Genomic DNA, 22,483 nt, shown 5'->3' with positions numbered 1-22,483 from the left:
GTGTGCCCCATGTGCGGCAGGTACGCGACGACCCGGAGCTCCGGCGAGCTCAGCGCGCTGTTCGAGTCGTCCGACGACACCGAGGGCGTGGTCCGTCCGGACCACAACGTCGCGCCGACCGACCGGGTGCCCCTGGTCCGGGTGAGCCCGGAGGGGCATCGCAGTCTCTGTGTCGGTCGCTGGGGTCTGTTGCCGCACTGGTCCCGTTCCGCCGCCGGGGCTGCCCGGATGATCAACGCGCGGGCGGAGACGGTGGCCACCAGCCGGGCGTACGCCGGGTCGTTCGCCCGCCGCCGCTGCCTGGTCCCGGCCGATGGCTGGTACGAGTGGGTCCGTCAGCCCGACGGCCGGCGACAGGCCTACTACATGACCCCCACCGACGGCTCGGTTCTCGCCCTGGCCGGCATCTGGTCGGTCTGGGAGTCCGGTGCCGACTCCCGGCTCACCTTCAGCGTGCTGACCACCGCGGCGCTCGGCGATCTGGCCGAGGTGCACGACCGGATGCCGGTGCTGTTGTCGCCCGAGCGTTGGTCGTCGTGGCTGGCGCCGACCGACGAGCCGGAGCGGTTGCTCGTTCCGGCGTCGGCGGAGTGGCTGGCGGGGTTGGAGATCCGACCGGTGGGGGCGGCGGTGGGCGACGTTCGCAACGACGGGCCACAGTTGATCGCCCGCGTGTCGGTGCCGCCGACGGTGACACCGCAGGAGCTGACCCTGTTCTGACGCCGCCGCGCATTGTCAGGCACCGATTTGGCAGGGTTGCGCGCGATTCGTCTCCTGGCTGTTCAGTCATGTTCCCGGCAGACCCTTGTCCCGATGTTGCGAAGTGCGATAGAACACAGCGCCGGTAGTGGCTGTCGATTCGCACGGGGCGGACGACGTCCACCGTTTTTGCCGGTCCCACGGGGGAGGTGGGTGGATTGACACGAGCGCGTATGCCCCGCCCGCACGAGGTGGCTGCGGCGCGGCGAGATCCGCGACTGCTGCGAGCGGTGCGGGAACGGCAACAGGACGACGCATGGCGCACCAGAGGCACCTGTCAGAGCGTCGATCCGGAGACATTCTTTCCGGCACCGAACGAGCCAGCGGACGCCGCTGTCGCGCTGTGCCGCGGCTGCGACGTGCAGGGGTCCTGTCTGGCCTGGGCCCTCGACGTCGGTGACTGCCACGGTGTGTGGGGTGCGACCACGCCCCGCGAGCGGCGGGCGATGCTGGTCGCCTGGCGTGGCGAGGTCGAGCCGGACCCGGACGCCGTCGACGATCCCGGCCCGCCGGTACGGGACCGGCTGCTCACCCTGGTGCCGCTGAGCTGACCAACGGCCCGGTCCGTCACGCGTCGTCCGCCAGGCGGCGCAGAATGGGTCGGTGCCAACCAGCGACGAGATCGACACTCCGCGCGGTCCGGCGGGGATCACCACCGACCTGCCGGACCGCCCTGCCACCGCTCTGTTCGTGCTCGGGCACGGAGCGGGCGGCAGCATCGACGCGCCCGACCTGCTCGCGGTACGCGACGCGTCGGTCGCGGCCGGCCTGGCGGTGGTCCGGGTGACCCAGCCCTACCGGGTCGCGGGTCGACGTGCCCCGGCACCGGCGGGTCATCTCGACGAGGCGTGGACGGCGGTGCTCGCCGTGCTGCGCGACCGGCACGCCGACGTGCCGTCGGTGCTGGTCGGCGGTCGTTCCAGCGGCGCGCGGGTCGCCTGCCGGACGGCGGGCGCGGTGGGGGCGGTCGGTGTGGTCGCGTTGGCCTTTCCGCTGCACCCGCCCGGGCGGCCGGAGCGTTCGCGTGCCGCCGAACTGGCCACCGGCCTGCCGACGCTGGTCGTCAACGGCGACCGGGACCCGTTCGGGACGCCGGAGCCGTCGCCGGCCGTGCAGGTGGTGAGCCGTCCCGGGGAGACGCACGACCTCCGGCGGGACCCGGCCGGCACCGCGGGCGTCGTCCGGGACTGGCTGCGGGCCCGGGGCTGGACGGCCGACTGACCCGGCTCGCCCGCCCGACCGTTTCCGGTGCCGGGCGAGGGTCGTTGCATCCGATGGTGGCACCGGCCCGATCCGGACCGACGGCACCAGTCCTCCCAGGCCCTTCCTGGTCCCAGCGCCGGCCGCCGTCGGGGCCGGGACCAGGAACGGGAGGGCCGGGTGGAATGCCCCAGTGGTCATCTCGCGTTACCAACCCTGGACGACTTTTCTGCGAGGGGGGTGACCGGTGCCGACCGAGACACGGAGCCTGGAACGGGACGAACGGGACGCCCGGCAGCTGAAGCAGCTGCTGGATGGGCCGGATTGGCCGGCGACGGCGGGACCGGGCGGGGCGGGTGTGGTGAGCACGGGCACACCGGCCGGAAGTGAATCTGCGGGCAGGTCCGTACGCGTATCCTCGGCGGGAAAGCATCCGACGCGAGGGGATGTGCGGTTGACCACCGAGAAGACGGACGAGCGCAGGGCCCGGTTCGAACGGGACGCGATGCCATTCGTCGATCAGCTCTACGCTGCTGGGCTGCGGATGACGCGCAACCCGGCGGATGCCGAGGACCTGGTTCAGGAGACCTACCTGAAGGCGTACGCCGCCTTCCACCAGTTTGAGCAGGGCACGAACCTGAAGGCCTGGCTCTACCGGATCCTGACCAACACCTACATCAACTCCTACCGCAAGCGGCAGCGCCAGCCGATCCAGGCGCCCACCGAGGAGATCACCGACTGGCAGCTCGCCGAGGCCGAGTCGCACACCTCCAGTGGGCTGCGCTCCGCCGAGACGGAGGCACTGGACCGGCTGCCGGACAGCGACGTGAAGGAGGCCCTCCAGCAGTTGCCGGAGGAGTTCCGCCTGGCCGTCTACCTGACCGATGTCGAGGGCTTCTCCTACAAGGAGGTCGCGGACATCATGGGCACGCCGATCGGCACCGTGATGTCGCGTCTGCACCGCGGCCGTCGTAATCTGCGCAAGCTGCTCGAGCGCTACGCCGGGGAGCGGGGCTTCAGTGCGGCCCGCTCGGCGAAGGGCTCGAACGCCGCTGCCGGCCGGGAGGTGTGACGTGAGCTGTGGGGAGCCGCACGAGACGGATTGCCGCGAAGTGCTCGCGGAGGTCTACCTCTACCTGGATCTGGAGTGCGCCGACGAGCGGCGCTCGCTGATCCGGCACCACCTGGACGAGTGCGGGCCCTGCCTGCGCGAGTACGGGCTGGAGCAGGAGGTGCGGGCGTTGGTGGCTCGTTGCTGCGGCAACGAGACAGCACCGGACGAGCTGCGCGAGCGGCTGCGGGTCAAGCTCACCGAGCTGGTGGTCTTCGAGACCACTGAATCCCGAGAGTTGGCCGACTGAGCGTCGGCGCGGCACAGCTTCAAGACCGGTGGCCCGGGTCGATGTCGACCCGGGCCACCGGTGTACCCGGCGTCGACCGGGTCGGGCTGAGCGGTGACGGGCCGTGGGCCCGTCGACGCGTTCAGGAGTTGGGACGCTTGCCGTGGTTGGCGGCGTTCTTCTTACGAGCCTTCTTCTTCCGGGACTTCTTCGCCATGCTGACCTCCTCGTGATGGGTCGGATCCGTCCTGCGCACGACCTCGGCGCCAGTGCACCCACCGGCGGTCCGGCGTCGGGTCCGACCCGCTGATGGTAGTGCGGTCGACACCCGCCGCCTTCCCCAGGGCGGGCGTGCCATCCCGGCCGTGCCGCTGCGCGCCCACCACCGGGCGACGCATGATTGGATACGACGGCAGACACATCGCGATGAGGGAGGGCCCGGACATGGCCGAGGAGATCCGCGCCGAGATGGTGGCGAACGTCTGGAAGGTCGTCGCCACGGCAGGTGACACGGTGGCCGAGGGCGACACCCTGGTGATCCTCGAGTCGATGAAGATGGAGATCCCGGTCATCGCCGAGTCCGATGGTGTGATCCAGCAGCTCGCCGTGAACGAGGGTGACGTCGTGCAGGACGGTGACCTCATCGCGGTGATCGCTTGACCGGCTTGCGGGTTCGTCCTGCCGAGCCGGCCGATTTCCCGGCGGTGGCCCGGCTGACCGTGGCCGCGTACGAGGCGGACGGGCAGCTCAAGGGCGAACACGGGTACGGCGAGGTGCTGGCCGACGTGTCGAGCCGGGCTGCCAGCGGTGAGGTGCTGGTCGCGGTCGACGAGGTGACCGATGCGGTGCTGGGCTCGGTGACCTTCGTGCTGCCGGGCACGCCGTTCGCCGAGCTGTCCGGGCCGGGCGAGGCGGAGTTCCGGATGCTCGCGGTCGACCCGGGTGCCCAGGGTCGGGGCGTCGGTGCGGCATTGGCGCAGGCATGCGTAGCGCGTGCTGTGGAGCTGGGTTGCACGGCGCTGGTGATCTGCGTCCGAGCCGGGATGGCCGATTCGGCGCACCGGCTCTACTCACGGCTCGGCTTCGTCCGCGCGCCGGAGAAGGACTGGGCGCCGGCGGCGGGCGTGGACCTGCTCGGCCTGCGACTGGCCCTCACCCGCGGCTGAACCGCCGACCGATCAGCCGCGCGGGCTGCCTGAGGTGGCCTCCGCCGCACTCTCGTCGGGCTCCGCTGAGGCACCCGCGCCGATCGCGCCGAGCAGCTCGTCGGCCACCTCCAACGCGAGCCGGCGACGCTCCTCGTTGGTGATGCCCGGTGCCCGTACGGCGAACCAACTCGTGTGCACGGCGAACAGTGACAGTGCGGCGCGCAGCTGGGCGGCGGGGGAGTCGTCGCCCCGGCAGAGGGCGCTGGCAAGCTGCATCATCCGGCCGCGCATCTGCTGGCCGGAGGCGAGGCTCTTGAGCACTGTCTGGTTCTGCTCGAAGAAGCGCATCACGGACGGCTGGTCGCCGCCGAACATCGTGTCGGCGTAGCGGGTGATCAGCTCGCGCCGGGTGGCCAGGGTGGCCGGCTGCGTCGCCGCCCAGGCGTTGAGGGCGTCCATCTGCTCCAGCCGGTCCTCGACGAAGCTGGCGACGATGTCGTCCTTGCTCTTGAAGTGGTAGTAGAGCGCCGCCTTGGTGACGTTGAGACGCTCGGCGATCTCCCGGAGCGAGGTCTTCTCGTACCCCTGCTCGGTGAAGAGCTCGAGCGCGACGGCCTTGATCCGGTCCCGCGTCCCGCCTGTGCTCTCCCTCACGCGTGCCCTCCAATTGGCTTGACCGTTGCTTGTACCGAACTTACCGTGCGGCTAGTAAGGTGACTAGCCGGGCGGCAAGTAAGTGTGGCAATCTTCGGGGGAGCTTACCCATGACTCAGGCAACCCAGGCCGGCGTGCGACCCAACAACATCAGGGTCGTGCTGTTCGGGCTGATGATCGCGATGATGCTCGCGATGCTCGACAACATGATCGTCAGCACCGCGTTACCGCGGATCGTCGGCGAGTTCGGCGGGCTCAACCACTTCACCTGGGTGGTTACCGCGTACGTCCTGGGCACCACCGTCTCCACCCCGATCTGGGGCAAGCTCGGTGACCTCTACGGCCGCAAGTCGGTCTTCCTGACCTCGGTGGTCGTCTTCCTCGTCGGCTCCGCACTCTGCGGCATGGCCGGCTCCGGCATGCTCGGCGGCCCGCAGGACGGCATGGTCCAGCTGATCGCCTTCCGGGCCGTGCAGGGCCTCGGCGCCGGTGGCCTCATGGTCGGCGTCATGGCGATCATCGGTGACCTGGTCCCGCCCCGCGAGCGTGGGCGCTACCAGGGCATGATCGCCGGCATCATGGCCATCGCCATGGTCGCCGGTCCGCTTGCCGGTGGCTTCATCACCGACCACCTGTCCTGGCGCTGGGCGTTCTACGTGAACCTGCCGCTGGGCGGGATCGCGCTGCTCGTGCTGATGACCACCATGCACCTGCCGAAGTACCGCACCGAGCACCGGATCGACTGGCTCGGCGCTGGTCTGCTCTCGGTCGGCATCACCGCGATCGTGCTCATCACCACCTGGGGCGGCAACGAGTACGACTGGACGTCGCCGCAGATCTTCGGCCTGGCCGTCCTGGCCGTGCTCGCGCTGGTGGCGTTCGGCCTGGTGGAACGCCGCGTCCAGGAGCCGATCCTGCCGTTGGCGCTCTTCGCCAACCGCAACTTCGCGTTGATCTCGGTGATCGGCTTCCTGCTCGGCTTCGCGATGTTCGGCGCGATGAACTTCCTGCCGCTCTACCAGCAGACCGTGCAGGGGGCGTCGGCGACCAACAGCGGTCTGCTGCTGCTGCCCCTGATGTTCGGCATGCTGGTGGTCTCGCTGGTCATCGGGCGGGCGATCACCCGCAACGGCAGGTACCGGGCGTACCCGATCATCGGTGGTGTCGTGATGACCGCGGGCATGGCGCTGCTGTCCATGCTCGACACCGACACCAGCAAGCTGATGTCCTCGCTGTACATGGTCGTGCTCGGCGTCGGCATGGGCTTCCTCATGCAGACGTCCATGCTGATCGCGCAGAACAGCGTGGAGCAGAAGGACCTCGGCGCGGCCAGTGGCGCGGCGACCTTCTTCCGGTCGATCGGCGGCTCGTTCGGCATCTCGCTGTTCGGCGCGATCTTCGCCAACCGGCTGGCCAGCTCCGAGGGCGGCCGGGCCTTCGGCGGCGAGTCCGGCGGCTCGGGAATGGATCTGGAGAAGCTCAAGGACCTGCCCGCCCAGGCCCGCGACATGGTGCTCGGCGGCCTCTCCGACGCGATCTCGCACGTCTTTCTCTGGGCGGTGCTGTTCACCATCGTGATCCCGGTGCTCGCCTGGTTCATCAAGGAGATCCCGCTGCGGACCGCCAACGAGGCGCCGCCGCAGGCCACTCCGGAGGAGGAGGCCGAGGTCGCTCTCGGCAAGGCGGCCCCGGTCGCCTGACCCGACGTCCTCACCGCGCGCCGCGTCGTCCCGTCCGGGCCGGCGCGGCGCGCGCCTTCTCCCGCGACCGTGCGCCTAGCGGGTGCGCGCGCCGCGCAGTAGTTGCCAGAGGCGGCGTAGCGGGTTGCGAGGGCGGGGGACCTGGGGGGAGAGCGGGCCGAGCAGTTCGCCGGCCAGTGCCGCGGTGGCGGGGTCCAGATCCGGGGCGGCAAGTGCCAGGTGGGCCAGCGAGGCGGCGATCGGGACCGGTCGGGTCCGTGCCACGGCGGCCGCGTCGGCGAGCCGCTCCGCCACCACCCGCGCCACGTCCGACCGCACCGAGGGATCCACCCAGGCCGCGGTGACCAGGGCGAACAGCGCCGCCTCGGTGACCCAGTCCTCGACACCCCAGATCAGGTCGAGCAGCACGCGGCGGCGGGTCGAGCCCTCCCACGGCTCGTCGGTGCGGTGGTGCAGCAGCCCCAGGCAGGCCCACACCTGCACACCACGGACCCAGACCGACGGGTCGTGGGCGGCCAGCAGCCGACCCACCGCGTTGGCCGGTGCGGCCGGCGGGTGCACCAGCAGGCCGAGCAGGTCGGTCACGTCGAGGCCGGCCAGGCCCACCGCGGCGTCGTACGCCGCCGGAGGGTGCGGCCACGCCGGGTGTGCGACCTGCCCGATCCGTTCGACCGCTGTAGCCGAGGGCGCCGGCAGCGCGGGCGTGGGCACGTCGTCCGCATAGCGCCACAACCGTTGGGCGGACGCCCGCCGGGGCTCGCGCGGGTCCGGCTCCGGCGCGCCCCCGACGACCTCGATCCGCAGCCCGGGCGCGGTGGACGTCGCCGTCCGGACGGCGCTCGGCGGAGCGGCGACGGGTAGGCGTACGGCGCCGCCGAGACCGTTGTCGTCGTCGGCCACCGCCTGGCGCATCGCGTCGACCAGTGGACCGCCGGCCGGGGTCAGTTGGCCGAGCCAGGGCCGGGCACGGCAGCACTGGGCCAGGTCGCCGTGCTCGTGGCTGTCGTCGGGGTGGTCGCGGACGAAGTCGGCGAGCGCCACCAGGTGGGCGAGGTCGCCGTCGCGCAGGTGCCGCAGGCGGTGTGCGGTGTGCACCGCGCAGTCGAACGACGGGTCGCGCGCGAGCGCCCGCTCGGTCCACTCCAGTGCCTCGTCGAGGCGGCCGATGTCGGCCAGGGTGCCGGCGATGTCCGCGTAGATCGCCAGGTCGTCGGGGTCCAGCTCGACGGCCCGACCGAGGGCCGCGAGGCCTTCGCGGGTCCGGCCCGCGCTGCGGTACGCGTACCCGAGCCAGACCTCGCCCATCTTCGAGGGTTGTGCGCGTACGCCTCGGGTGGCCCAGCGGACGGCGAGGGCGACTTCGCCGAGACGCCGGGCCAGCGCGGACGCCGCGCCCAGCAGCAGACCGTGCTCGGGGTGCACGGTGACCGCGTTGCGGGCCAGCGTGAGGTACGGCGTCAGGGCGCCCCGGCCGACCCGGGGCACCGGGTCGGACAGCGCCGCGCAGACCTGCATGAGGACGCGGGCAATGTGGTCCGGGTCCAGCCGTTCGACCAGCTCGGGCGCGGTGACCCAGGGGACGCCGGCCCACTGGGTGCCGGGTGAGTACGCGGTCGCCGCGGCCAGCAGCTCCAGCCCTTCGGCGGGGCGGCCGGCGGTGGCGAGCAGGTGGGCGCGGGCGACGACCGACCCCACGAAGGCGTGGTGGTTGATCGGGAAGAGGTCGAGGCCGCCACCGCTCGCCGCGGCGAGTCGGGTCAGCGTCTCGTGCACCTCCGGCAGGGTGGGTGCTCGCGCCAGCGCGCCGGCGAGGTGCCCCGCGGCGTGGTGCAGGTCGCCCTCGTCGAGTGCCAGCCGGGCGAGCGCCAGCTCCTCCGTCGCGGAGAGTGCGGGGTCGTCCGTTCCCTCGGGCACGTCGTCCTCTCGTCGCTGGGCCAGGCGGATGCAGCACTCCCAGCGTAGTTGATATTGAGATCAACTGGTGATCACCTGCGCAGTCCTGCTCGTTCGATTGCTGAGATACGGTTAAAAGTGCAAGACTGAGCAAGAATCGCGCGGCAACCGCGCAGGGGAGGGGTTTTCGTGACTCGTGCAGGGGCCGGCATGGCCGCCGACATCGATGAGCAGCCAGCTGGCTACGCCCGCCTGCTCTCGACCGCCAACGCCGCCGAGATCGCCCGGGTGGCGGCGATCATCGCCGAACGCCGCCCGCGGCACGTCGTCTTCACCGCCCGGGGCACCTCGGACCACGCGGCCCTCTACGGGGCGTACCTCACCGAGATCCGTCTCGGCCTGCCCGCCGGACTCGCCTCGCCCAGCGCGGTCACCCTGTTCGGGGCCCGCCCCGACCTGTCCGACGCGCTGGTCGTCGGGGTCAGCCAGAGCGGCGGTTCGCCCGACCTCGCCGAGGTGCTGCGCGCCGCCCGCGCCTCCGGGGCACTGACCCTCGCGGTGACCAACGCCCCCGACTCGCCGCTGGTCGAGGTCGCCGAGCTGAGCGTCGACATCGCCGCCGGGCACGAGCGGGCGGTCGCCGCCACCAAGACGTACACCGCCGAACTGCTCGCTCTGCTGATGCTCGTGGAGGGGATCCGGGCCGGCGACGGCGTGCTCCCGACGGCCGAGCGGGAGGCGCTCGACGCGCTGCCCGAGCTGGCCGCCCGCACCCTGGCCGACGACACCCCGGCCCGGCTCGCGCCCCGCTACCGCTTCGCCCGGCAACTGGTCACCACCGGGCGGGGGTACGCCTACCCGACCGCCCGGGAGGCGGCGCTGAAGCTGATGGAGACGTCGTACCTGCCGGCGCTCGCCTTCTCCGGCGCCGACCTGCTGCACGGCCCACTCGCGATGACCGACCCGGAGGTCCCGGTGCTCGCGGTCGTCGGTTCCGGTCCGGGTGGACGGTCGATGGGCGAGGTGCTGCCCCGTCTCGGCGAACGCCGCGCCGACGTCGTGGTGGTGGGCTCCGCCGAGGTGCCGGGCGCCACCCGGCTGGCCGTTCCCGAGGTCGACGAGCGGTACGCCCCGCTGCTGGACATCCTGCCGTTGCAGCGGTTGGCGCTGGCCCTGGCGCTGACCCGAGGTGAGGACCCGGACGCGCCGCGCGGGTTGAAGAAGGTCACCGCGACGATGTGAGGCGCGGCGTGGCACCCTGGTCACCGTGTCCACGCTGCGCGACCTCGCCGAGGAGCACACCCACCTCCGTCCGGCCGACATCGACCACCTCCACCGGATCGCCGGCGACTGGCAGCTGCTCTCCGATCTGTCCTTCGCTGACCTGCTGCTCTGGGTGCCGGTCGACGCCGACGGCACGTTCCTCTGCGTCGCCCAGGTCCGGCCGACCACCGCCCCCACCGCCTACCAGGACGACCAGGTGGGGCGCATCGTCGGCGGGCCGGAGGTGGCCCACCTGGGCGTCGCGTACTCCCAGGGCCGGATCTGGCGGGAGGGCGACCCGGTCTGGTACGGCGACGTGCCGGCCCGGCACGAGGCGATCCCGGTCCGGCTGCGGACCGCCGAGGGGGAGGCCGGTGAGGTGATCGCCGTGGTGGGGCGGGACACCAACCTCTCCACCGCGCGCACCCCCAGCCAGTTGGAACTCAACTACCTGACCACCGCCGACGACCTGGCGCAGATGATCGCGGACGGCACCTTCCCGCCGCCCCGGCATCCGGGCGAGACCACCTCCGCGCCCCGGGTCGGCGACGGCCTGGTCCGGCTCGACGCCGGCGGCAAGGTCACCTACGCCAGCCCGAACGCGCAGTCCGCGTACCGCCGACTGGGCTACGCCTCCCACCTGGTGGGCGAAGACCTGGCCGCGCTGCACCGCCGGCTGGCCGGTGACCCGCTGGACGGCACCGAGGCCTCGAACGGCATCCTGGCCGCGCTGCGCGGTGAGGCGCCACCCCGACGGGAGATCGACGCCCGCGGTGCCACGATGCTCACCCGAGCACTGCCGTTGATGCCCGCCGGCGTGCCGATCGGCGCGCTGGTGCTCGTGCGGGACATCACCGAGGTCCGTCGCCGGGATCGAGCCCTGATCACCAAGGACGCCACCATCCGGGAGATCCACCACCGGGTGAAGAACAACCTCCAGACCGTCGCCGCGCTGCTGCGGCTGCAGGCCCGCCGGGTGTCCATGCCGGAGGCCCGGGTCGCGCTGGAGGAGTCGGTCCGGCGGGTCGCGTCAATCGCCCTGGTGCACGAGACGCTCTCCATGTCCAGCGACGAGGCGGTCGAGTTCGACGGCATCGTCGACCGGGTGGCCAGCGCGGCGACGGAGGTCGCGGCGACCGAGGTGAGCGTCGGCATGCGACGGCGGGGCAGCTTCGGCGTGCTGCCGGCGGAGATCGCCACCTCGCTGGTGATGGTCCTCAACGAGTTGCTGCTCAACGCCGTCGAGCACGGCTTTCCGCCGGCCGACGAGGCGGAGGAGCCTCCCGTACCTGCCGCCTCGGGCATGGTGCCGGTCGCCGCTCCCGAGGTCGACCCGTCGCTGCGACCCGAGGTGGTCGTCTCGGCGCACCGGTTCCGCAAGATGCTGCACGTCTCGGTGGCCGACAACGGGCGCGGGCTGCCGCCGGGCTTCGACGCGGAGCGCGCCAGCCGGCTCGGCCTCCAGATCGTCCGGGCCCTGGTCACCGGCGAGCTGCGCGGCACCATCGAGCTGCGGGCCGGCGCCAACGGCGGCACCGAGGCCGTGCTGGTCGTCCCGCTGGCTCGCAACGCCCACGACGGCCGCTCACAGGCCTGACCGCCGCGCCACCCGCCCCCGTCCGCCGTTGGCGAGGCAACGTGTCCGAGCGGTCGTGTTGTTTCGAGCGATATACCTGTGAGTCATATTTATGCCTCACAGGTATATCGCCTACCGGGGTGGTCGCGGTCTGACGGCTGGCAGAGCCACCGGCCGCAGCTACCGCTGGCTGTCAGCGGGTCAGCGGGTCAGCGGTCGGGGCGGCTGGTCAGCAGGGCGACGGTCAGGCCGGGGCGCGGCCAGACCTGGGTGACGGTGAACTGCGCGCCGAGCGCGTCGCCCTTGGCGCCCGGCACGGCTGCCAGCGGCTCGGCGTGCCGGCCGGCGACGACCAACCACACCCTGGAGGTGCCGGCCAGACACTGCGCCGGTCGCGGGCACTCGGCTGCCCACAGGTCGCCTCGGCGGACCTCGTCCTCGGTGACCAGCACGTCGCGTGGCGGGTCGCCGAGGTGGTACTCGATGCCGAGATCGAGGAAGAGCCAGCTGTGCCGGGGCGAGTAGACCACCGCGTCGCCCGGCCGTTGACCGTCGCCGATCACCCGCGCCGCGCCCGCGTAGTCCACCGGCGCGCTGCGCGGCCACTCGTGGGTCCGCCGCAGCGCGGCCTGGTCGGGCAGGCCGAGCAGCCCGGCCAGGACCACCACGACGAGCGCGGCCGGCGCGGCCACCGCGGCCAGCGCCGCGCCCGCCAGCAGGCACGCGAAGGGCACCACGAAGACCAGGTACCGGGGCACCCACAGGGGTACGACAGTGCCGGCGGCGAAGAGCAGCAGCACGGGCAGCAGCACCGCGCTCACCGGCAGCAGGGCGCGCCGCCCGAGCCGGGCAGCGCCCAGCGCGGCGACCCCGACCAGCAGGCCACCCACCACGCTGCTCTGGGCCACGCCGCCGGGCAGCGCGGCGAGGTCGTCCAACCGTGCCAGGTTGACCCAGTTCAACTGCCGGGACTGCTGGGTCCGGGCCTTGAGCAGCAACGGACCGGCCAGCAGCGCGACCGGAACCACGGCGACCACCCACCGCCACACCCGCCGGTCCCGCTCAGCGCTGGGGTGGTCCCGGGTGGCGACGCCGGCCTCGGCGGGGCCGCGCCACCAGGCGAGCAGGACGACCAGCGCGTGCGCGGCGAGCAACGTGAGCGCGATCAGGTGGATGAGCCCGAGAGCGACCACCGCGGCGGCGTAGCCGGCCCACCGGGCCCAGCCCGGCCGGCGCAGGGCGGTCACCAGCAGCAGGGTGGCGAGCACCGCGAGCATGGTGGCCAGCGCGTACGGGCGGGCCTCCTGACCGTAGCGGGAGGTGCCGGGGAGCACCGCGAACAGCAGCCCGGCGAAGAGACCGGAACGCCGGTCGACGAGCCGCGCGCCGAGCACGGCGAGCAACCCCGCGGCCACGGTCATCGCCAGCACGGCCGGCGCGCGCAGGGCGGTCGTGGAGTCGCCGAAGGCTGCGGTCCAACCGTGCATCAGCAGGTAGTACGGCCCGGTGGCGGCGTCGATGGTGCCGGCCAGCCGGACCAGGTCGGCGGGCGACCGGGTAGCCGCGCTCCAGGTCGCCAGCTCGTCGCGCCAGAGCTGGGCGGAGCCCAGCCCGGTCAGCGTCACCGCCAGGGTCAGCAGCGCCGGGACGAGCCAGACCGGCAGGCGGCGCAGGTGCTCCCACGCCGTCCCGGTCGACTCGGACAATCCGCCCACGGTCCGAGCCTGCCACGGCCATGCCGTTCGTGGGTGTCAGCCGGCCGCAGGCGGTGGACGCCAGGTGGCGTGACGTCGTTCGGTCGGACAGCCCTCGGCCCGTGATGTGGGATCCAGCACGCGGACATTGGCCGGCCCCCATGGGGTGTGGCAGCATGAGCCCCATGACCGCCGCAGTCGTCCGCCGCTTCGTGGCTCGTCGCCACGTCGATTACGGCCGCGTGCGCAGCGCGATCTGTCCGGCCTACTGACGACGCCCGACCAATCCGTCTCGGGCGCGCTCCGCGCCGGCTGTCTCAGACACCGTTGTCCCGCCCGCTTCGCCGGGTCGGCCGCCGCGCCCCGCGTGCCCCGAGGCACAGCAGACAACGGAGGACGCCGCGATGGCGGTCAGCAGCACGCCGGCCCGATCCGAGGACCCGACGACCCGCCCGGCCCGGGCGCCGCGCCGGCCCCGGGGTGAGGGTCAATGGGCGCTCGGCCACCGCGAGCCGCTCAACCCCAACGAGCGGATCAAGAAGGACGACGACCCGCTCAACGTCCGGGCCCGGATCGAAACCATCTACGCGCACCGCGGCTTCGCCTCCATCGACCCGCAGGATCTGCGCGGCCGGTTCCGCTGGTGGGGCCTCTACACCCAGCGCAAGGCGGGCATCGACGGCGGGCGCACCGCCGTGCTGGAGCCGCACGAGTTGGAGGACGAGTTCTTCATGCTCCGGGTCCGCATCGACGGCGGCCAGCTCAGCCTGGCCCAGCTGCGGGTGATCGCGGACATCTCCCGGGAGTTCGCGCGGGACACCGCCGACATCACCGACCGGCAGAACATCCAGTACCACTGGATCCGCGTCGAGGACATGCCGGAGATCTGGCGCCGGCTGGAGTCGGTCGGCCTGCAGACCACCGAGGCGTGCGGCGACTGCCCGCGGATCGTGCTGGGCAGCCCGGTCGCCGGGGTCGCCCGCGACGAGCTGCTCGACCCGACCCCGGCGGTCGACGAGATCGTCGCCCGGTACGTCGGCGACAAGCAGTTCTCCAACCTGCCCCGCAAGTTCAAGACGTCGATCTCCTGGCTGGTCGACACCCCGTACGAGTCGAACGACATCGCCTTCCTCGGTGTCGACCACCCCGAGCACGGCCCCGGCTTCGACGTCTGGGTCGGCGGTGGTCTCTCCACCAACCCGATGCTCGCCCAGCGGCTCGGCGTCTGGGTGCCGATGGCCGAGATTCCGGACGTGTGGGCCGGTGTGGTCGGGATCTTCCGCGACTACGGCTACCGCCGGCTGCGCAACCGGGCCCGGCTGAAGTTCCTGGTGGCCGACTGGGGTGTGGAGCGGTTCCGCGAGGTCCTGGAGAAGGACTACCTCGGTCGCACGTTGCTCGACGGTCCGGCACCGACCCTGCCGCCGAAGCCGATCGACCACGTGGGCGTGCACGAGCAGGCCGACGGGCGGCACTACGTGGGCGCTGCACCGGTGGTCGGGCGGGTCTCCGGCACGCAGCTCGCCCAACTGGCCGACGTGGTGGAGGCGCACGGCAGCGACCGGGTGCGGCTCACCCCGTACCAGAAGCTGCTGGTGCTCGACGTGCCGTCGGAGCGGACGGAGTCGCTGGTCGACGCGCTGCGCGGGATCGGTCTGGAGGCCCGGCCGTCGGCCTGGCGGCGCGGCACCATGGCGTGCACCGGCATCGAGTACTGCAAGTTGGCCATCGTCGAGACGAAGGCCCGCGGTGAGGAGCTGGTGGCCCGGCTGGAGCAGCGGCTGCGCGACTTCGACGCGGACATCTCGATCCACATCAACGGCTGCCCGAACGCCTGCGCACGGACCCAGGTGGCCGACATCGGGCTCAAGGGTCAACTGGTGGTCGGCCCGGACGGGCAGCAGGTGGAGGGCTTCCAGGTGCACCTGGGCGGCGGGCTGGGCATGGCCCAGGGTCAGACCGCCGGTTTCGGCCGCAAGCTGCGCGGCCTGAAGACCACCGCGGACGAGCTTCCGGAGTACGTGGAACGGCTGGCCCGTCGCTACCTGGCCGGTCGGAGCGAGGGCGAGACGTTCGCCAACTGGGTGATCAGAGTCGACGAGGAGGAACTGCGGTGAGCAGCGAGAACCGAGCGGCACCCCTGTACTGCCCGTACTGCGGCGAGGAGGACCTGCGGCCGAACGAGGCGGGGCACGGCGCCTGGGAGTGCCGCGCCTGCACCCGGGTCTTCTCGGTGAAGTTCACCGGGCTGCTCTCCCGGTCGGTGACCCGATGAGCCTCGTCTCCGCAGCGAACCTGCGCCTGGTCGGGCCGGGTGGCCCGACGCCGACCGATCCGGCCCGGCGCGACCCGGACGAGCTTCGCGTTCTGGCCGAGCAGGCTGCCCGGGACCTGGAAGGCGCCCCGGCGCTGGAGATCGCCCGCTGGGCCGCGCAGACGTTCGGCGACCGGTTCTGCGTCACCAGCTCGATGGCCGACGCCGTGCTGGCCCACCTGGTGTCCCGGGTGGCCCCGGGCGTGGACGTGGTCTTCCTCGACACCGGCCTGCACTTTCCCGAGACGCTCCGGGTGCGCGACGAGGTCGCCCGGACGCTGCCGGTGAACGTCCGGTCGATCCGACCCCGGCTCACCGTCGGCCAGCAGGACGGCCAGTACGGCCCCCGGCTGTTCAACAAGTCGCCGGACGACTGCTGCCAGCTCCGCAAGGTGGAGCCGCTGGAGCGGGCCCTGACCGGGTACGACGCCTGGGCCGCGGGTCTGCGCCGGGACGAGTCGCCGACCCGGGCGAACACGCCGGTGGTGACCTTCGACGCGCGGCGCGGCAAGGTCAAGGTCAACCCGATCGCGGCGTGGTCGCAGCGGGACGTGGACGCCTACATCGCCCGCTTCAACGTGCCGGTCAACGAGCTGTTCAAGCAGGGGTACGGGTCGATCGGCTGCTGGCCGTGCACCCGCCGCACGAAGGCCGGCGAGGACGCGCGGGCCGGCCGGTGGGCCATGTTCGAGAAGACCGAGTGCGGGCTGCACGTCTGACCTCGCCAACGACGACCCCGACCGGCCCTGATGCGGCCGGCGGGGTGACTCCGGTGGTGCTGGTCGCACACGGCAGTCGTGATCCACGAGCGGCCGATGCCACCCGGGCGCTCGCGCGAGCCGTGTCGGCGGCCCGACCGGGCACACCGGTCCGGGCGAGCTGGCTGGACCACACCGAGCCGGGGCCGACAGCGGTCCTGCGCGACCTGGCCCTGGCCGGTCACCGTCAGGCGGTGCTGGTGCCGCTGCTGCTGACCGCCGCGTACCACCATCGGGTGGACATTCCGGCGGCGGTCGCCGCGGCGGCGCAGGCCGGGCCACTCCTGACGGTACGGGTGACCGACGTGCTCGGCCCGGCGGACGGCACTGTCGATGCCGGGTTGCTGGGCGGGCTGCGCCGCAGGCTCGGTGAGGCGGACCCGGGCCGGTTCGACGCGTTGGTGCTGGCCGCCGCGGGCACCCGGGACGCGCGGGCGCGTCGCTCGGTGGGCCAGGTCGCGGACGCGCTCGCCGTGGAGTTCGGGGTGCCCTGCCGGGTGGCGTACGCCTCGGCGGCTCCACCGGCGGCCGGCGTGGCGGTGTCCCGGCTGCGGGCGGCCGGCGCGCGTCGGGTCGCGGTGTGCGCGTACTTCCTGGCGCCGGGCCTCTTCCACGATGCGGTAGCCGAGGCGGCCCGGGCGGCCGGCGCAGTGACGGTCGCCGCGCCGTTGACCGACGCACCGGAGCTGGTCGAGTTGGTGCTGCGCCGGGTCGACGACCGGCCCTGCCGGCCGGTGGTCACGCCGATCGGGTGACCTGTGCCGGCGCGGTGATCCTGTGTCGGACAGCGGAACGCCCCGATGGGTGAACCCACCGGGGCGTACAGCTGTGTGTTGGGGATCAGGCGGAGTGAGCGCGCAGCACCCGGAGACCGCCGCGCCGCTTGACAGCGCGCCGCTCCTCCTCGCTCATTCCGCCCCAGACGCCAGCGTCCTGACCAGACTCGAGTGCCCACTGCAGGCACTGGTCGGTCACGGAGCAGCGCCTGCAGACGGCCTTTGCCTGCTCGACCTGCAGGAGAGCCGGTCCGGACGTCCCGATCGGGAAGAACAGCTCCGGGTCCTCGTCGCGGCAGACACTATGGTGACGCCAGTCCATGGCGGCAACACTCCTCATTCTGGATGGGTGGCAACAATTGCTTGGTCGTGCTTTTCCTATATGCATCCGCGTGCCGATGGTGACAGTTAGCGTCCGACCATTCGGCAGTGCGTGAGCAGGCAGTTAGTGCCGGGGACCTGCTGGAACAGCTCAACCTGACGAGCATATCCAGGCAATGTCCCGGTAACTCAAGTTCGCTTGTGAATACTTTCACGAACGCTCGTGATGTCAAGGGTGACGCTCGGAAAAACTCCGGGCGGTGAGCAAGCCCACAACCCATTTGTCCGGGTTCCAGTGCTTTCCTGGTTACCCGCCGTGCCACAGTCGAGGATCAATATAGTACAGTCCGCGTGACATTGCTGACATTTCCGGCACCTGCCCCTCGGTGTGGCGGTGATCGGCCGGTGTGGCTGCGGTCACCGTGTCGACCTACGGCAGTACCCGAGACCTAGCAGATTACTCTCAGTGCGGCGGGAACGGAGGTGAATCTGACTTTTTCCCGTTCGCCGAGATAGTCGCCGTCCAGCTGGAACGCCTGCGGACGACTGGAGAGCAGGGTGAACTCCGCCGTGTCATGGAGTCGTAACACCTGCCGACCTCGTGGATCAGGCTGCCGACCCAGGAACTGTGTCACTGTCCGTGTTGTGCTAGCCACCCGGAGCTGACGCAGTGCCAGCACATCGAGCCCGAGGTCGAACGACGCGGACGGGTTCGGGTTGACCTCCCGGTCGCCCAGGTACGTCCACGGCGCCGTGTTCTGGATGATGACGGTGGCCAGCTCCGCCTCCGCCTGCTCGCCCGGGCGCTCCAACGTGATCGCGGGATGCCGGCGGTCCGAGGCGAAGAAGTACTGGTTCATGATCGAGCGCAGGTAGAGCGACGGCGTGGACACCCGCCCCTTGCGCCGGGCCTGCTCCACCCGGTGGATCACCGCGGCGTCCAGGCCGAACCCGGCGCAGAAGGTGAAGTAGCGGTCGTCGGCAAGGCCCAGCCCGACCGTCCGGCTCCTACCCAGCCGCAGCCCTTCCAGGATCATGCTGGTCGCCTCCGGCCACTCCCGGGGCAAACCCACGGCGCGGGCGAAAACGTTTGTGGAGCCGCCCGGAACGGTCGCCAGCGCCGGCAGTCGCTCGGCCATCGGGGCGTCGTCGGCACCGGTCGGCGGGTCGGCCGTCATCAGGCCGTTCACCACCTCGTTCACCGTGCCGTCGCCACCCAGGGTGACGACCAGGTCGACCCCCTCCGCGGCGGCCTCCCGGGCCAACGCCATGGCGTGCCCGCGTCGGCGGGTGTAGCGCACACTGAGGTCGACTTCGCTGCGCAGCGCCCGGACAAGCACGTCCCGGCTGCGTTCGCTGGTGGTGGTGGCCTTTGGATTGACCACCAGGACGGCCCGCATGGGCGGCACTGTACCTCCCGAAAGCCCGGGTATCGTGGCGCGCGTGACCATCGACTCGGCCCCGTTTCCCGTCACGCTCCGCTGGGCGGTCCGGTTGCTGTGGGCGGAGGCCGCCGTCGTCGGGTTGATCGCCGTGTGGCTGATCTGGGCCGACCTCACGGCCACCACCACCGATCTGCTGTCGGCGCTGCTGGTGACGGTGTTCGCCATCGGGGCTGCGGTGGTGCTCTGGGCGCTGGGCCGGGCCCTGCTGCGCCTCCAGGCGGGCGCACGGGCCCCCGCGATCGTGCTCCAGCTCATGCTGCTGCCGATCGGGTGGTTCATGATTCAGGCCGGGCTGGCCTGGCTGGGTGTGCCGTTGATGGCGCTCGGCCTGGGCGTGGGCTGGCTGCTGGTCAGCCCTCCGACGACTCGAGCGCTCGGCTTCGAGTGACAGCCGGCGCGCGCCGGGTCGGTCAGTAACTGCCGGAGCGGCGGGTGAGCAGCGCGATCGTGGCCCGACCGTCGGCGGCCGTGGCCGATGCCGAGGTGGTCAGCGCGGTGAGCACCTTCCAGGCGAAGGACGACTCGCCGGGCAGCGTGGCGCCCCGCACGGTCGGCACTGTCACCTCGACGGTCAGCGCGTCCTCGGTGACCGCGAAGCGGCACTCCAGCTCGGCGTCGCGGGTGGCGATGGCGAGCAGCATGGCGCACGCCTCATCGACAGCGATCCGGAGATCCTCGATCTCGTCGAGCGCGAACTGCAACCGGGCCGCCAGACCGGCGGTGGCGGTGCGGAGCACGCCGAGGTAACCGCCGTCGGCGGGCACCGTGAGGTGCACCACGTCGTCGTCAATTGCTGCCTGGCCAGTCAGTTGAGTCACGCCTCATCCCCCCGGTCGGGGACTCTACCCGGTCAGTCGCCCGTACGCGTGCCGACGTTGGTGGCCTGGCCGGCCAACCGGCTCAGGGCGTCCCCGCTGAGTCGGTAGGGGACCCACTCGCTCATCTGCTCCGCCCCGATCGAGGCGTAGAACCCGGCGGCCGGGTTCCAGTTGATCATCCACCACTCCAGTCGCCGGTATCCGCGTCGTACGCAGATGTCGGCCAGGGTGGCGAGCAGCAGCCGACCGGCCCCGGAGCCGCGAGCGGCCGGCCGGACGTAGAGATCTTCCAGGTAGATGCCGTGCACCCCGGCCCAGGTGGAGAAGTTGAGGAACCACAGCGCGAAGCCGATCGGCTCGTCGCGCTCGTCCACCGCGACGTGCCCGAAGAGCGCTGGAACAGTCGCGAACAGGGCCGAGGTCAGTTGGTCGACGCTCAGGTGGCACTGCTCCGGGGCACGTTCGTACTCCGCCAGCTCGTGCACCATGGCGACGACGGCCGGTACGTCCTCTGGACGTACCGGCCGGATCGTCGGGATGACCGGGGTGGTCACGCCTTCTTGGTCTCCCAGAAGATCTTCGAGATCTCGTCGATCTTCCCGAGCAGCTTGTCGGCGGTGGCCGGGTCGAGGCTGCCCTTGACGCCACCGGCGCCGGCGAGCTTGGTGGCCTCGTTGAACAGGGTGTGCAGGTTCGGGTACTTCTCGAAGTGCGGCGCCTTGAAGTAGTCGGTCCAGAGCACCCACAGGTGGTGCTTGACCAGCTCGGCGCGCTGCTCCTTGATGATGATGGCGCGGGTGCGGAACTCCGGGTCGGTGTTCGCCTGGTACTTCTCGCAGATCATTTTGACCGATTCGGCCTCGATCCGAGCCTGAGCCGGATCGTAGACACCGCACGGCAGGTCGCAGTGAGCGCTCGCGATGACGCGGGGCGCAAGGATGCGCGGAAGTCGCATCGGGATCCTCCATGGGAAGTTTGCGATGATCAAAGGCGACATTACTCCTGGGAATGCTCCCCGAACCGGGTGGAGGTGAAACCAGTGGGCACCGATCACCCGGGTGAGGCGGCCCGGTTGCGGAGACCGCTCACCGCCGTTCTGGTGACCGGACCGTCCATGGCACCGACGCTGCGGCACGGCGACGCGGTGCTGGTACGCCCCGGTGGCCGCCCGATCCGACCCGGGGACGTGGTGGTCGCGGTCTTCCGGACCCGTCCCGAGCTGCTGGTGGTGAAGCGGGCGGTGCGGCCGCAGGACGGCGGCTGGTGGCTGCACGGGGACAACGACCTGATCACCGACGACTCCCGGGCGTACGGGGTGGCCGACGTACGGGGGCGGGTGGTGGCCCGTTACTGGCCGCGTCCGGGGCGGGTTCCTCGCCGTCGGATATGACCCTGCTCACATCCGACGGGCAGTGCCGACACTATGCTCGGAAAGTGCCCGGGTGACCCCCCGCACAGCGTGCCACCGCTCGCCGCCCACCTCGCGGCAGGGCCGGCCGCCCCGTCTGCTCGACAGATACTGGAGTCACCACCATGTCTTCGTCCACCGTGGACCCCGCTGATCCCGTCTTCCTGCTGCACCGGGGCGGCAAGATGGCCGTCGCCTCGACCGTGCCGCTCACCAGCAGGGAAGACCTCTCCCTGGCGTACACCCCGGGGGTGGCCCGGGTGTGTGAGGCGATCGCCGCAGACCCCGACCTGGCCGACGACTACACCTGGGCGGCGCACGCCGTCGCTGTGGTCACCGACGGCTCGGCGGTGCTCGGGCTCGGCAACATCGGCCCGCGCGCGGCGCTGCCGGTGATGGAGGGCAAGGCGGTGCTGTTCAAGCAGTTCGGCGGGGTGGACGCGGTGCCGATCTGTCTGGACACCCAGGACGTGGACGAGATCGTCGCCGTGGTGCGGGCGCTGGCCCCGTCGTTCGGCGGAATCAACCTGGAGGACATCAGCGCGCCCCGCTGCTTCGAGGTGGAGCGCCGGCTCGACGAGGCGCTGGACATCCCGGTCTTCCACGACGACCAGCACGGCACCGCGATCGTGGTGCTCGCCGCGCTGCGCAACGCGTCCACTCTGCTCAACCGCAAGCTGGGTGACCTGCGGGTCGCGGTGAGCGGTGCGGGCGCGGCCGGGGTGGCCGTGACGAAGATGCTGATCGCCGGGGGCGTCAACCCCGACCAGGTGGTGGTCTGCGACTCCAAGGGGATCATCGGCCGGCACCGCACCGAGCTGACCGGCACCAAGGCCGAGCTGGCGGCGAGCACCAACGCCGACGGTCGCCACGGCGACATCACCGAGGCGCTGCGCGGCGCGGACGTGCTGATCGGGGTCTCCGGTGGGCAGATCCCGGAGAGCGCGGTGGCCGGCATGGCACCCGACGGGATCGTGTTCGCACTGGCCAACCCGACCCCGGAGGTGCACCCCGAGGTGGCCGCCCGGCACGTCGCGGTGGTCGCCACCGGGCGCAGTGACTACCCCAACCAGATCAACAACGTGCTGGCCTTCCCCGGGGTGTTCCGGGGCGCGCTCGACGCCGGCGCCACCCGGATCACCGAGGCGATGAAGGTCGCCGCCGCGGACGCCATCGCCGGCGTGGTGGCCGAGTCGCTGACCGTCGACGCGATCGTCCCGTCTCCGCTCGACCCGCGCGTCGCGCCGGCCGTGGCCGAGGCGGTCGCCGAGGCAGCCCGCCGCGACGGCGTCGCCCGCCGCTGAGGACGCACGGGCCGGGGGAGCGCAGCATGCGCCGCCGGTGTGTGCGCACGCATGGGCCGGGGGCGCTTCGGCGCAGCATGCGCCGCCGGCCTGTGCGCACGGCTTCTTAACG

General features: G+C 71.8%; 26 protein-coding genes. 17 read left to right on the top strand and 9 right to left on the bottom strand.

Translation table 11 applies throughout. The features are described 5' to 3' along the window. Positions 1-9: 9 nt before the first annotated feature. The 5 genes from GA0070619_RS23275 to rsrA all read left to right on the top strand — a co-directional run bounded on the left by GA0070619_RS23275 (position 10) and on the right by rsrA (position 3,320). Positions 10-720 carry an SOS response-associated peptidase gene (locus tag GA0070619_RS23275; RefSeq protein WP_088950025.1) on the top strand — a complete coding sequence of 237 codons (711 nt, stop codon included), beginning with the start codon at positions 10-12 and terminating at the stop codon, positions 718-720. Positions 721-917: 197 nt separating this feature from the next. Beyond that, entirely contained in the window at positions 918-1,310 is a 393-nt protein-coding gene (locus tag GA0070619_RS23270) for a WhiB family transcriptional regulator (RefSeq protein ID WP_088951995.1), read from the top strand. A 52-nt stretch (positions 1,311-1,362) separates the two neighbouring features. Continuing rightward, on the top strand, positions 1,363-1,980 hold the full coding sequence (locus GA0070619_RS23265) for an alpha/beta hydrolase family protein (protein WP_088950024.1): 618 nt from the start codon (positions 1,363-1,365) through the stop codon (positions 1,978-1,980). Between the two features lie 226 nt (positions 1,981-2,206). Further along, entirely contained in the window at positions 2,207-3,031 is an 825-nt protein-coding gene (locus GA0070619_RS23260; RefSeq protein WP_088950023.1) for a sigma-70 family RNA polymerase sigma factor, read from the top strand. Between the two features lies 1 nt (position 3,032). Continuing rightward, on the top strand, positions 3,033-3,320 hold the full coding sequence (rsrA, locus tag GA0070619_RS23255; RefSeq protein WP_088950022.1) for a mycothiol system anti-sigma-R factor: 288 nt from the start codon (positions 3,033-3,035) through the stop codon (positions 3,318-3,320). Between the two features lie 121 nt (positions 3,321-3,441). On the opposite strand, the gene GA0070619_RS34160 is transcribed toward rsrA, so the two are convergent. Next, the gene (locus GA0070619_RS34160; protein WP_372433306.1) at positions 3,442-3,516 is read right to left on the bottom strand and encodes a 50S ribosomal protein bL37; all 75 of its coding nucleotides are present in this window, start codon (positions 3,514-3,516) and stop codon (positions 3,442-3,444) included. Positions 3,517-3,743: 227 nt separating this feature from the next. On the opposite strand from GA0070619_RS34160, the gene GA0070619_RS23250 reads away from it, so the two are divergent. Together GA0070619_RS23250 and GA0070619_RS23245 are read left to right on the top strand one after the other, a co-directional pair. After that, on the top strand, positions 3,744-3,959 hold the full coding sequence (locus GA0070619_RS23250) for a biotin/lipoyl-binding carrier protein (protein ID WP_088950021.1): 216 nt from the start codon (positions 3,744-3,746) through the stop codon (positions 3,957-3,959). After that, on the top strand, positions 3,956-4,465 hold the full coding sequence (locus tag GA0070619_RS23245) for a GNAT family N-acetyltransferase (protein WP_088950020.1): 510 nt from the start codon (positions 3,956-3,958) through the stop codon (positions 4,463-4,465). Before GA0070619_RS23250 ends, GA0070619_RS23245 begins: the two co-directional genes overlap by 4 nt. Before the next feature lie 12 nt (positions 4,466-4,477). On the opposite strand, the gene GA0070619_RS23240 is transcribed toward GA0070619_RS23245, so the two are convergent. After that, on the bottom strand, positions 4,478-5,101 hold the full coding sequence (locus GA0070619_RS23240; protein ID WP_088950019.1) for a TetR/AcrR family transcriptional regulator: 624 nt from the start codon (positions 5,099-5,101) through the stop codon (positions 4,478-4,480). Between the two features lie 110 nt (positions 5,102-5,211). Between GA0070619_RS23240 and GA0070619_RS23235 the strand changes: the two genes are divergently transcribed. Then, positions 5,212-6,801 carry an MDR family MFS transporter gene (locus GA0070619_RS23235; RefSeq protein WP_088950018.1) on the top strand — a complete coding sequence of 530 codons (1,590 nt, stop codon included), beginning with the start codon at positions 5,212-5,214 and terminating at the stop codon, positions 6,799-6,801. Positions 6,802-6,876: 75 nt separating this feature from the next. Here the strand turns inward: GA0070619_RS23235 and GA0070619_RS23230 are convergent, their stop codons facing one another. Then, positions 6,877-8,715, bottom strand: coding sequence for a tetratricopeptide repeat protein (locus GA0070619_RS23230; RefSeq protein WP_088950017.1), 1,839 nt, complete (start codon positions 8,713-8,715; stop codon positions 6,877-6,879). Positions 8,716-8,904: 189 nt separating this feature from the next. On the opposite strand from GA0070619_RS23230, the gene GA0070619_RS23225 reads away from it, so the two are divergent. Then, entirely contained in the window at positions 8,905-9,936 is a 1,032-nt protein-coding gene (locus GA0070619_RS23225; protein ID WP_088950016.1) for an SIS domain-containing protein, read from the top strand. Positions 9,937-9,961: 25 nt separating this feature from the next. Beyond that, positions 9,962-11,554, top strand: a complete 1,593-nt coding sequence (locus GA0070619_RS23220; protein WP_088950015.1) for a PAS domain-containing sensor histidine kinase — start codon at positions 9,962-9,964, stop codon at positions 11,552-11,554. Between the two features lie 188 nt (positions 11,555-11,742). Here the strand turns inward: GA0070619_RS23220 and GA0070619_RS23215 are convergent, their stop codons facing one another. Continuing rightward, positions 11,743-13,248 (bottom strand): glycosyltransferase family 39 protein, encoded by a 1,506-nt coding sequence (locus GA0070619_RS23215; protein ID WP_231927135.1) that lies wholly within the window; start codon positions 13,246-13,248, stop codon positions 11,743-11,745. A 383-nt stretch (positions 13,249-13,631) separates the two neighbouring features. Between GA0070619_RS23215 and GA0070619_RS23210 the strand changes: the two genes are divergently transcribed. Genes GA0070619_RS23210 through GA0070619_RS23200 form a run of 4 tightly spaced genes read left to right on the top strand, consistent with a single transcriptional unit; the run spans position 13,632 to position 17,054 of the window. After that, positions 13,632-15,344, top strand: a complete 1,713-nt coding sequence (locus GA0070619_RS23210; RefSeq protein ID WP_088950014.1) for a nitrite/sulfite reductase — start codon at positions 13,632-13,634, stop codon at positions 15,342-15,344. Continuing rightward, a complete protein-coding gene (locus GA0070619_RS32875; protein WP_172862104.1) occupies positions 15,341-15,502 on the top strand; it encodes a hypothetical protein in 162 nt (53 codons plus the stop codon). Before GA0070619_RS23210 ends, GA0070619_RS32875 begins: the two co-directional genes overlap by 4 nt. Next, positions 15,499-16,260, top strand: a complete 762-nt coding sequence (locus tag GA0070619_RS23205; RefSeq protein ID WP_088950013.1) for a phosphoadenylyl-sulfate reductase — start codon at positions 15,499-15,501, stop codon at positions 16,258-16,260. Before GA0070619_RS32875 ends, GA0070619_RS23205 begins: the two co-directional genes overlap by 4 nt. Further along, positions 16,242-17,054, top strand: coding sequence for a sirohydrochlorin chelatase (locus tag GA0070619_RS23200; RefSeq protein ID WP_414855613.1), 813 nt, complete (start codon positions 16,242-16,244; stop codon positions 17,052-17,054). Before GA0070619_RS23205 ends, GA0070619_RS23200 begins: the two co-directional genes overlap by 19 nt. An 85-nt stretch (positions 17,055-17,139) precedes the next feature. Here the strand turns inward: GA0070619_RS23200 and GA0070619_RS23195 are convergent, their stop codons facing one another. Both GA0070619_RS23195 and GA0070619_RS23190 read right to left on the bottom strand, forming a co-directional pair. Next, positions 17,140-17,397, bottom strand: a complete 258-nt coding sequence (locus GA0070619_RS23195) for a WhiB family transcriptional regulator (protein WP_088950012.1) — start codon at positions 17,395-17,397, stop codon at positions 17,140-17,142. 448 nt (positions 17,398-17,845) lie between these two features. After that, positions 17,846-18,796 carry a diacylglycerol/lipid kinase family protein gene (locus tag GA0070619_RS23190; protein WP_088950011.1) on the bottom strand — a complete coding sequence of 317 codons (951 nt, stop codon included), beginning with the start codon at positions 18,794-18,796 and terminating at the stop codon, positions 17,846-17,848. 43 nt (positions 18,797-18,839) lie between these two features. Between GA0070619_RS23190 and GA0070619_RS23185 the strand changes: the two genes are divergently transcribed. Then, positions 18,840-19,229, top strand: a complete 390-nt coding sequence (locus GA0070619_RS23185) for a hypothetical protein (protein ID WP_088950010.1) — start codon at positions 18,840-18,842, stop codon at positions 19,227-19,229. Between the two features lie 22 nt (positions 19,230-19,251). On the opposite strand, the gene GA0070619_RS23180 is transcribed toward GA0070619_RS23185, so the two are convergent. The 3 genes from GA0070619_RS23180 to sodN are packed head-to-tail and all read right to left on the bottom strand — an operon-like array spanning position 19,252 to position 20,614. Continuing rightward, complete coding sequence (locus tag GA0070619_RS23180) at positions 19,252-19,659, bottom strand: ATP-binding protein (protein WP_088950009.1); 408 nt, start codon at positions 19,657-19,659, stop codon at positions 19,252-19,254. Positions 19,660-19,691: 32 nt separating this feature from the next. Then, positions 19,692-20,213 carry a GNAT family N-acetyltransferase gene (locus tag GA0070619_RS23175; protein ID WP_088950008.1) on the bottom strand — a complete coding sequence of 174 codons (522 nt, stop codon included), beginning with the start codon at positions 20,211-20,213 and terminating at the stop codon, positions 19,692-19,694. Continuing rightward, positions 20,210-20,614, bottom strand: coding sequence for a superoxide dismutase, Ni (gene sodN / locus GA0070619_RS23170; RefSeq protein WP_088950007.1), 405 nt, complete (start codon positions 20,612-20,614; stop codon positions 20,210-20,212). Before sodN ends, GA0070619_RS23175 begins: the two co-directional genes overlap by 4 nt. Positions 20,615-20,698: 84 nt before the next feature. Between sodN and GA0070619_RS23165 the strand changes: the two genes are divergently transcribed. Continuing rightward, entirely contained in the window at positions 20,699-21,049 is a 351-nt protein-coding gene (locus GA0070619_RS23165; protein WP_088950006.1) for a S24/S26 family peptidase, read from the top strand. A 143-nt stretch (positions 21,050-21,192) separates the two neighbouring features. Continuing rightward, a complete protein-coding gene (locus GA0070619_RS23160) occupies positions 21,193-22,371 on the top strand; it encodes an NAD(P)-dependent malic enzyme (RefSeq protein WP_088950005.1) in 1,179 nt (392 codons plus the stop codon). The last annotated feature ends 112 nt before the right edge of the window (positions 22,372-22,483 follow it).

It is taken from the genome of Micromonospora zamorensis (assembly GCF_900090275.1).
Lineage (GTDB): Bacteria > Actinomycetota > Actinomycetes > Mycobacteriales > Micromonosporaceae > Micromonospora > Micromonospora zamorensis.
This window is presented reverse-complemented; position numbering and strand designations above follow the sequence as displayed.

Bases quoted from the DNA above. Each gene is read 5' to 3' on its own strand.
- GA0070619_RS23275 (WP_088950025.1), top strand. From the start codon at position 10: ATGTGCGGCAGGTACGCGACGACCCGGAGCTCCGGCGAGCTCAGCGCG.
- GA0070619_RS23250 (WP_088950021.1), top strand. From the start codon at position 3,744: ATGGCCGAGGAGATCCGCGCCGAGATGGTGGCGAACGTCTGGAAGGTC.
- GA0070619_RS23235 (WP_088950018.1), top strand. From the start codon at position 5,212: ATGACTCAGGCAACCCAGGCCGGCGTGCGACCCAACAACATCAGGGTC.
- GA0070619_RS23225 (WP_088950016.1), top strand. From the start codon at position 8,905: ATGGCCGCCGACATCGATGAGCAGCCAGCTGGCTACGCCCGCCTGCTC.
- GA0070619_RS23210 (WP_088950014.1), top strand. From the start codon at position 13,632: ATGGCGGTCAGCAGCACGCCGGCCCGATCCGAGGACCCGACGACCCGC.
- GA0070619_RS23205 (WP_088950013.1), top strand. From the start codon at position 15,499: ATGAGCCTCGTCTCCGCAGCGAACCTGCGCCTGGTCGGGCCGGGTGGC.
- GA0070619_RS23195 (WP_088950012.1), bottom strand. From the start codon at position 17,397: ATGGACTGGCGTCACCATAGTGTCTGCCGCGACGAGGACCCGGAGCTG.
- GA0070619_RS23190 (WP_088950011.1), bottom strand. From the start codon at position 18,796: ATGCGGGCCGTCCTGGTGGTCAATCCAAAGGCCACCACCACCAGCGAA.
- sodN (WP_088950007.1), bottom strand. From the start codon at position 20,614: ATGCGACTTCCGCGCATCCTTGCGCCCCGCGTCATCGCGAGCGCTCAC.
- GA0070619_RS23160 (WP_088950005.1), top strand. From the start codon at position 21,193: ATGTCTTCGTCCACCGTGGACCCCGCTGATCCCGTCTTCCTGCTGCAC.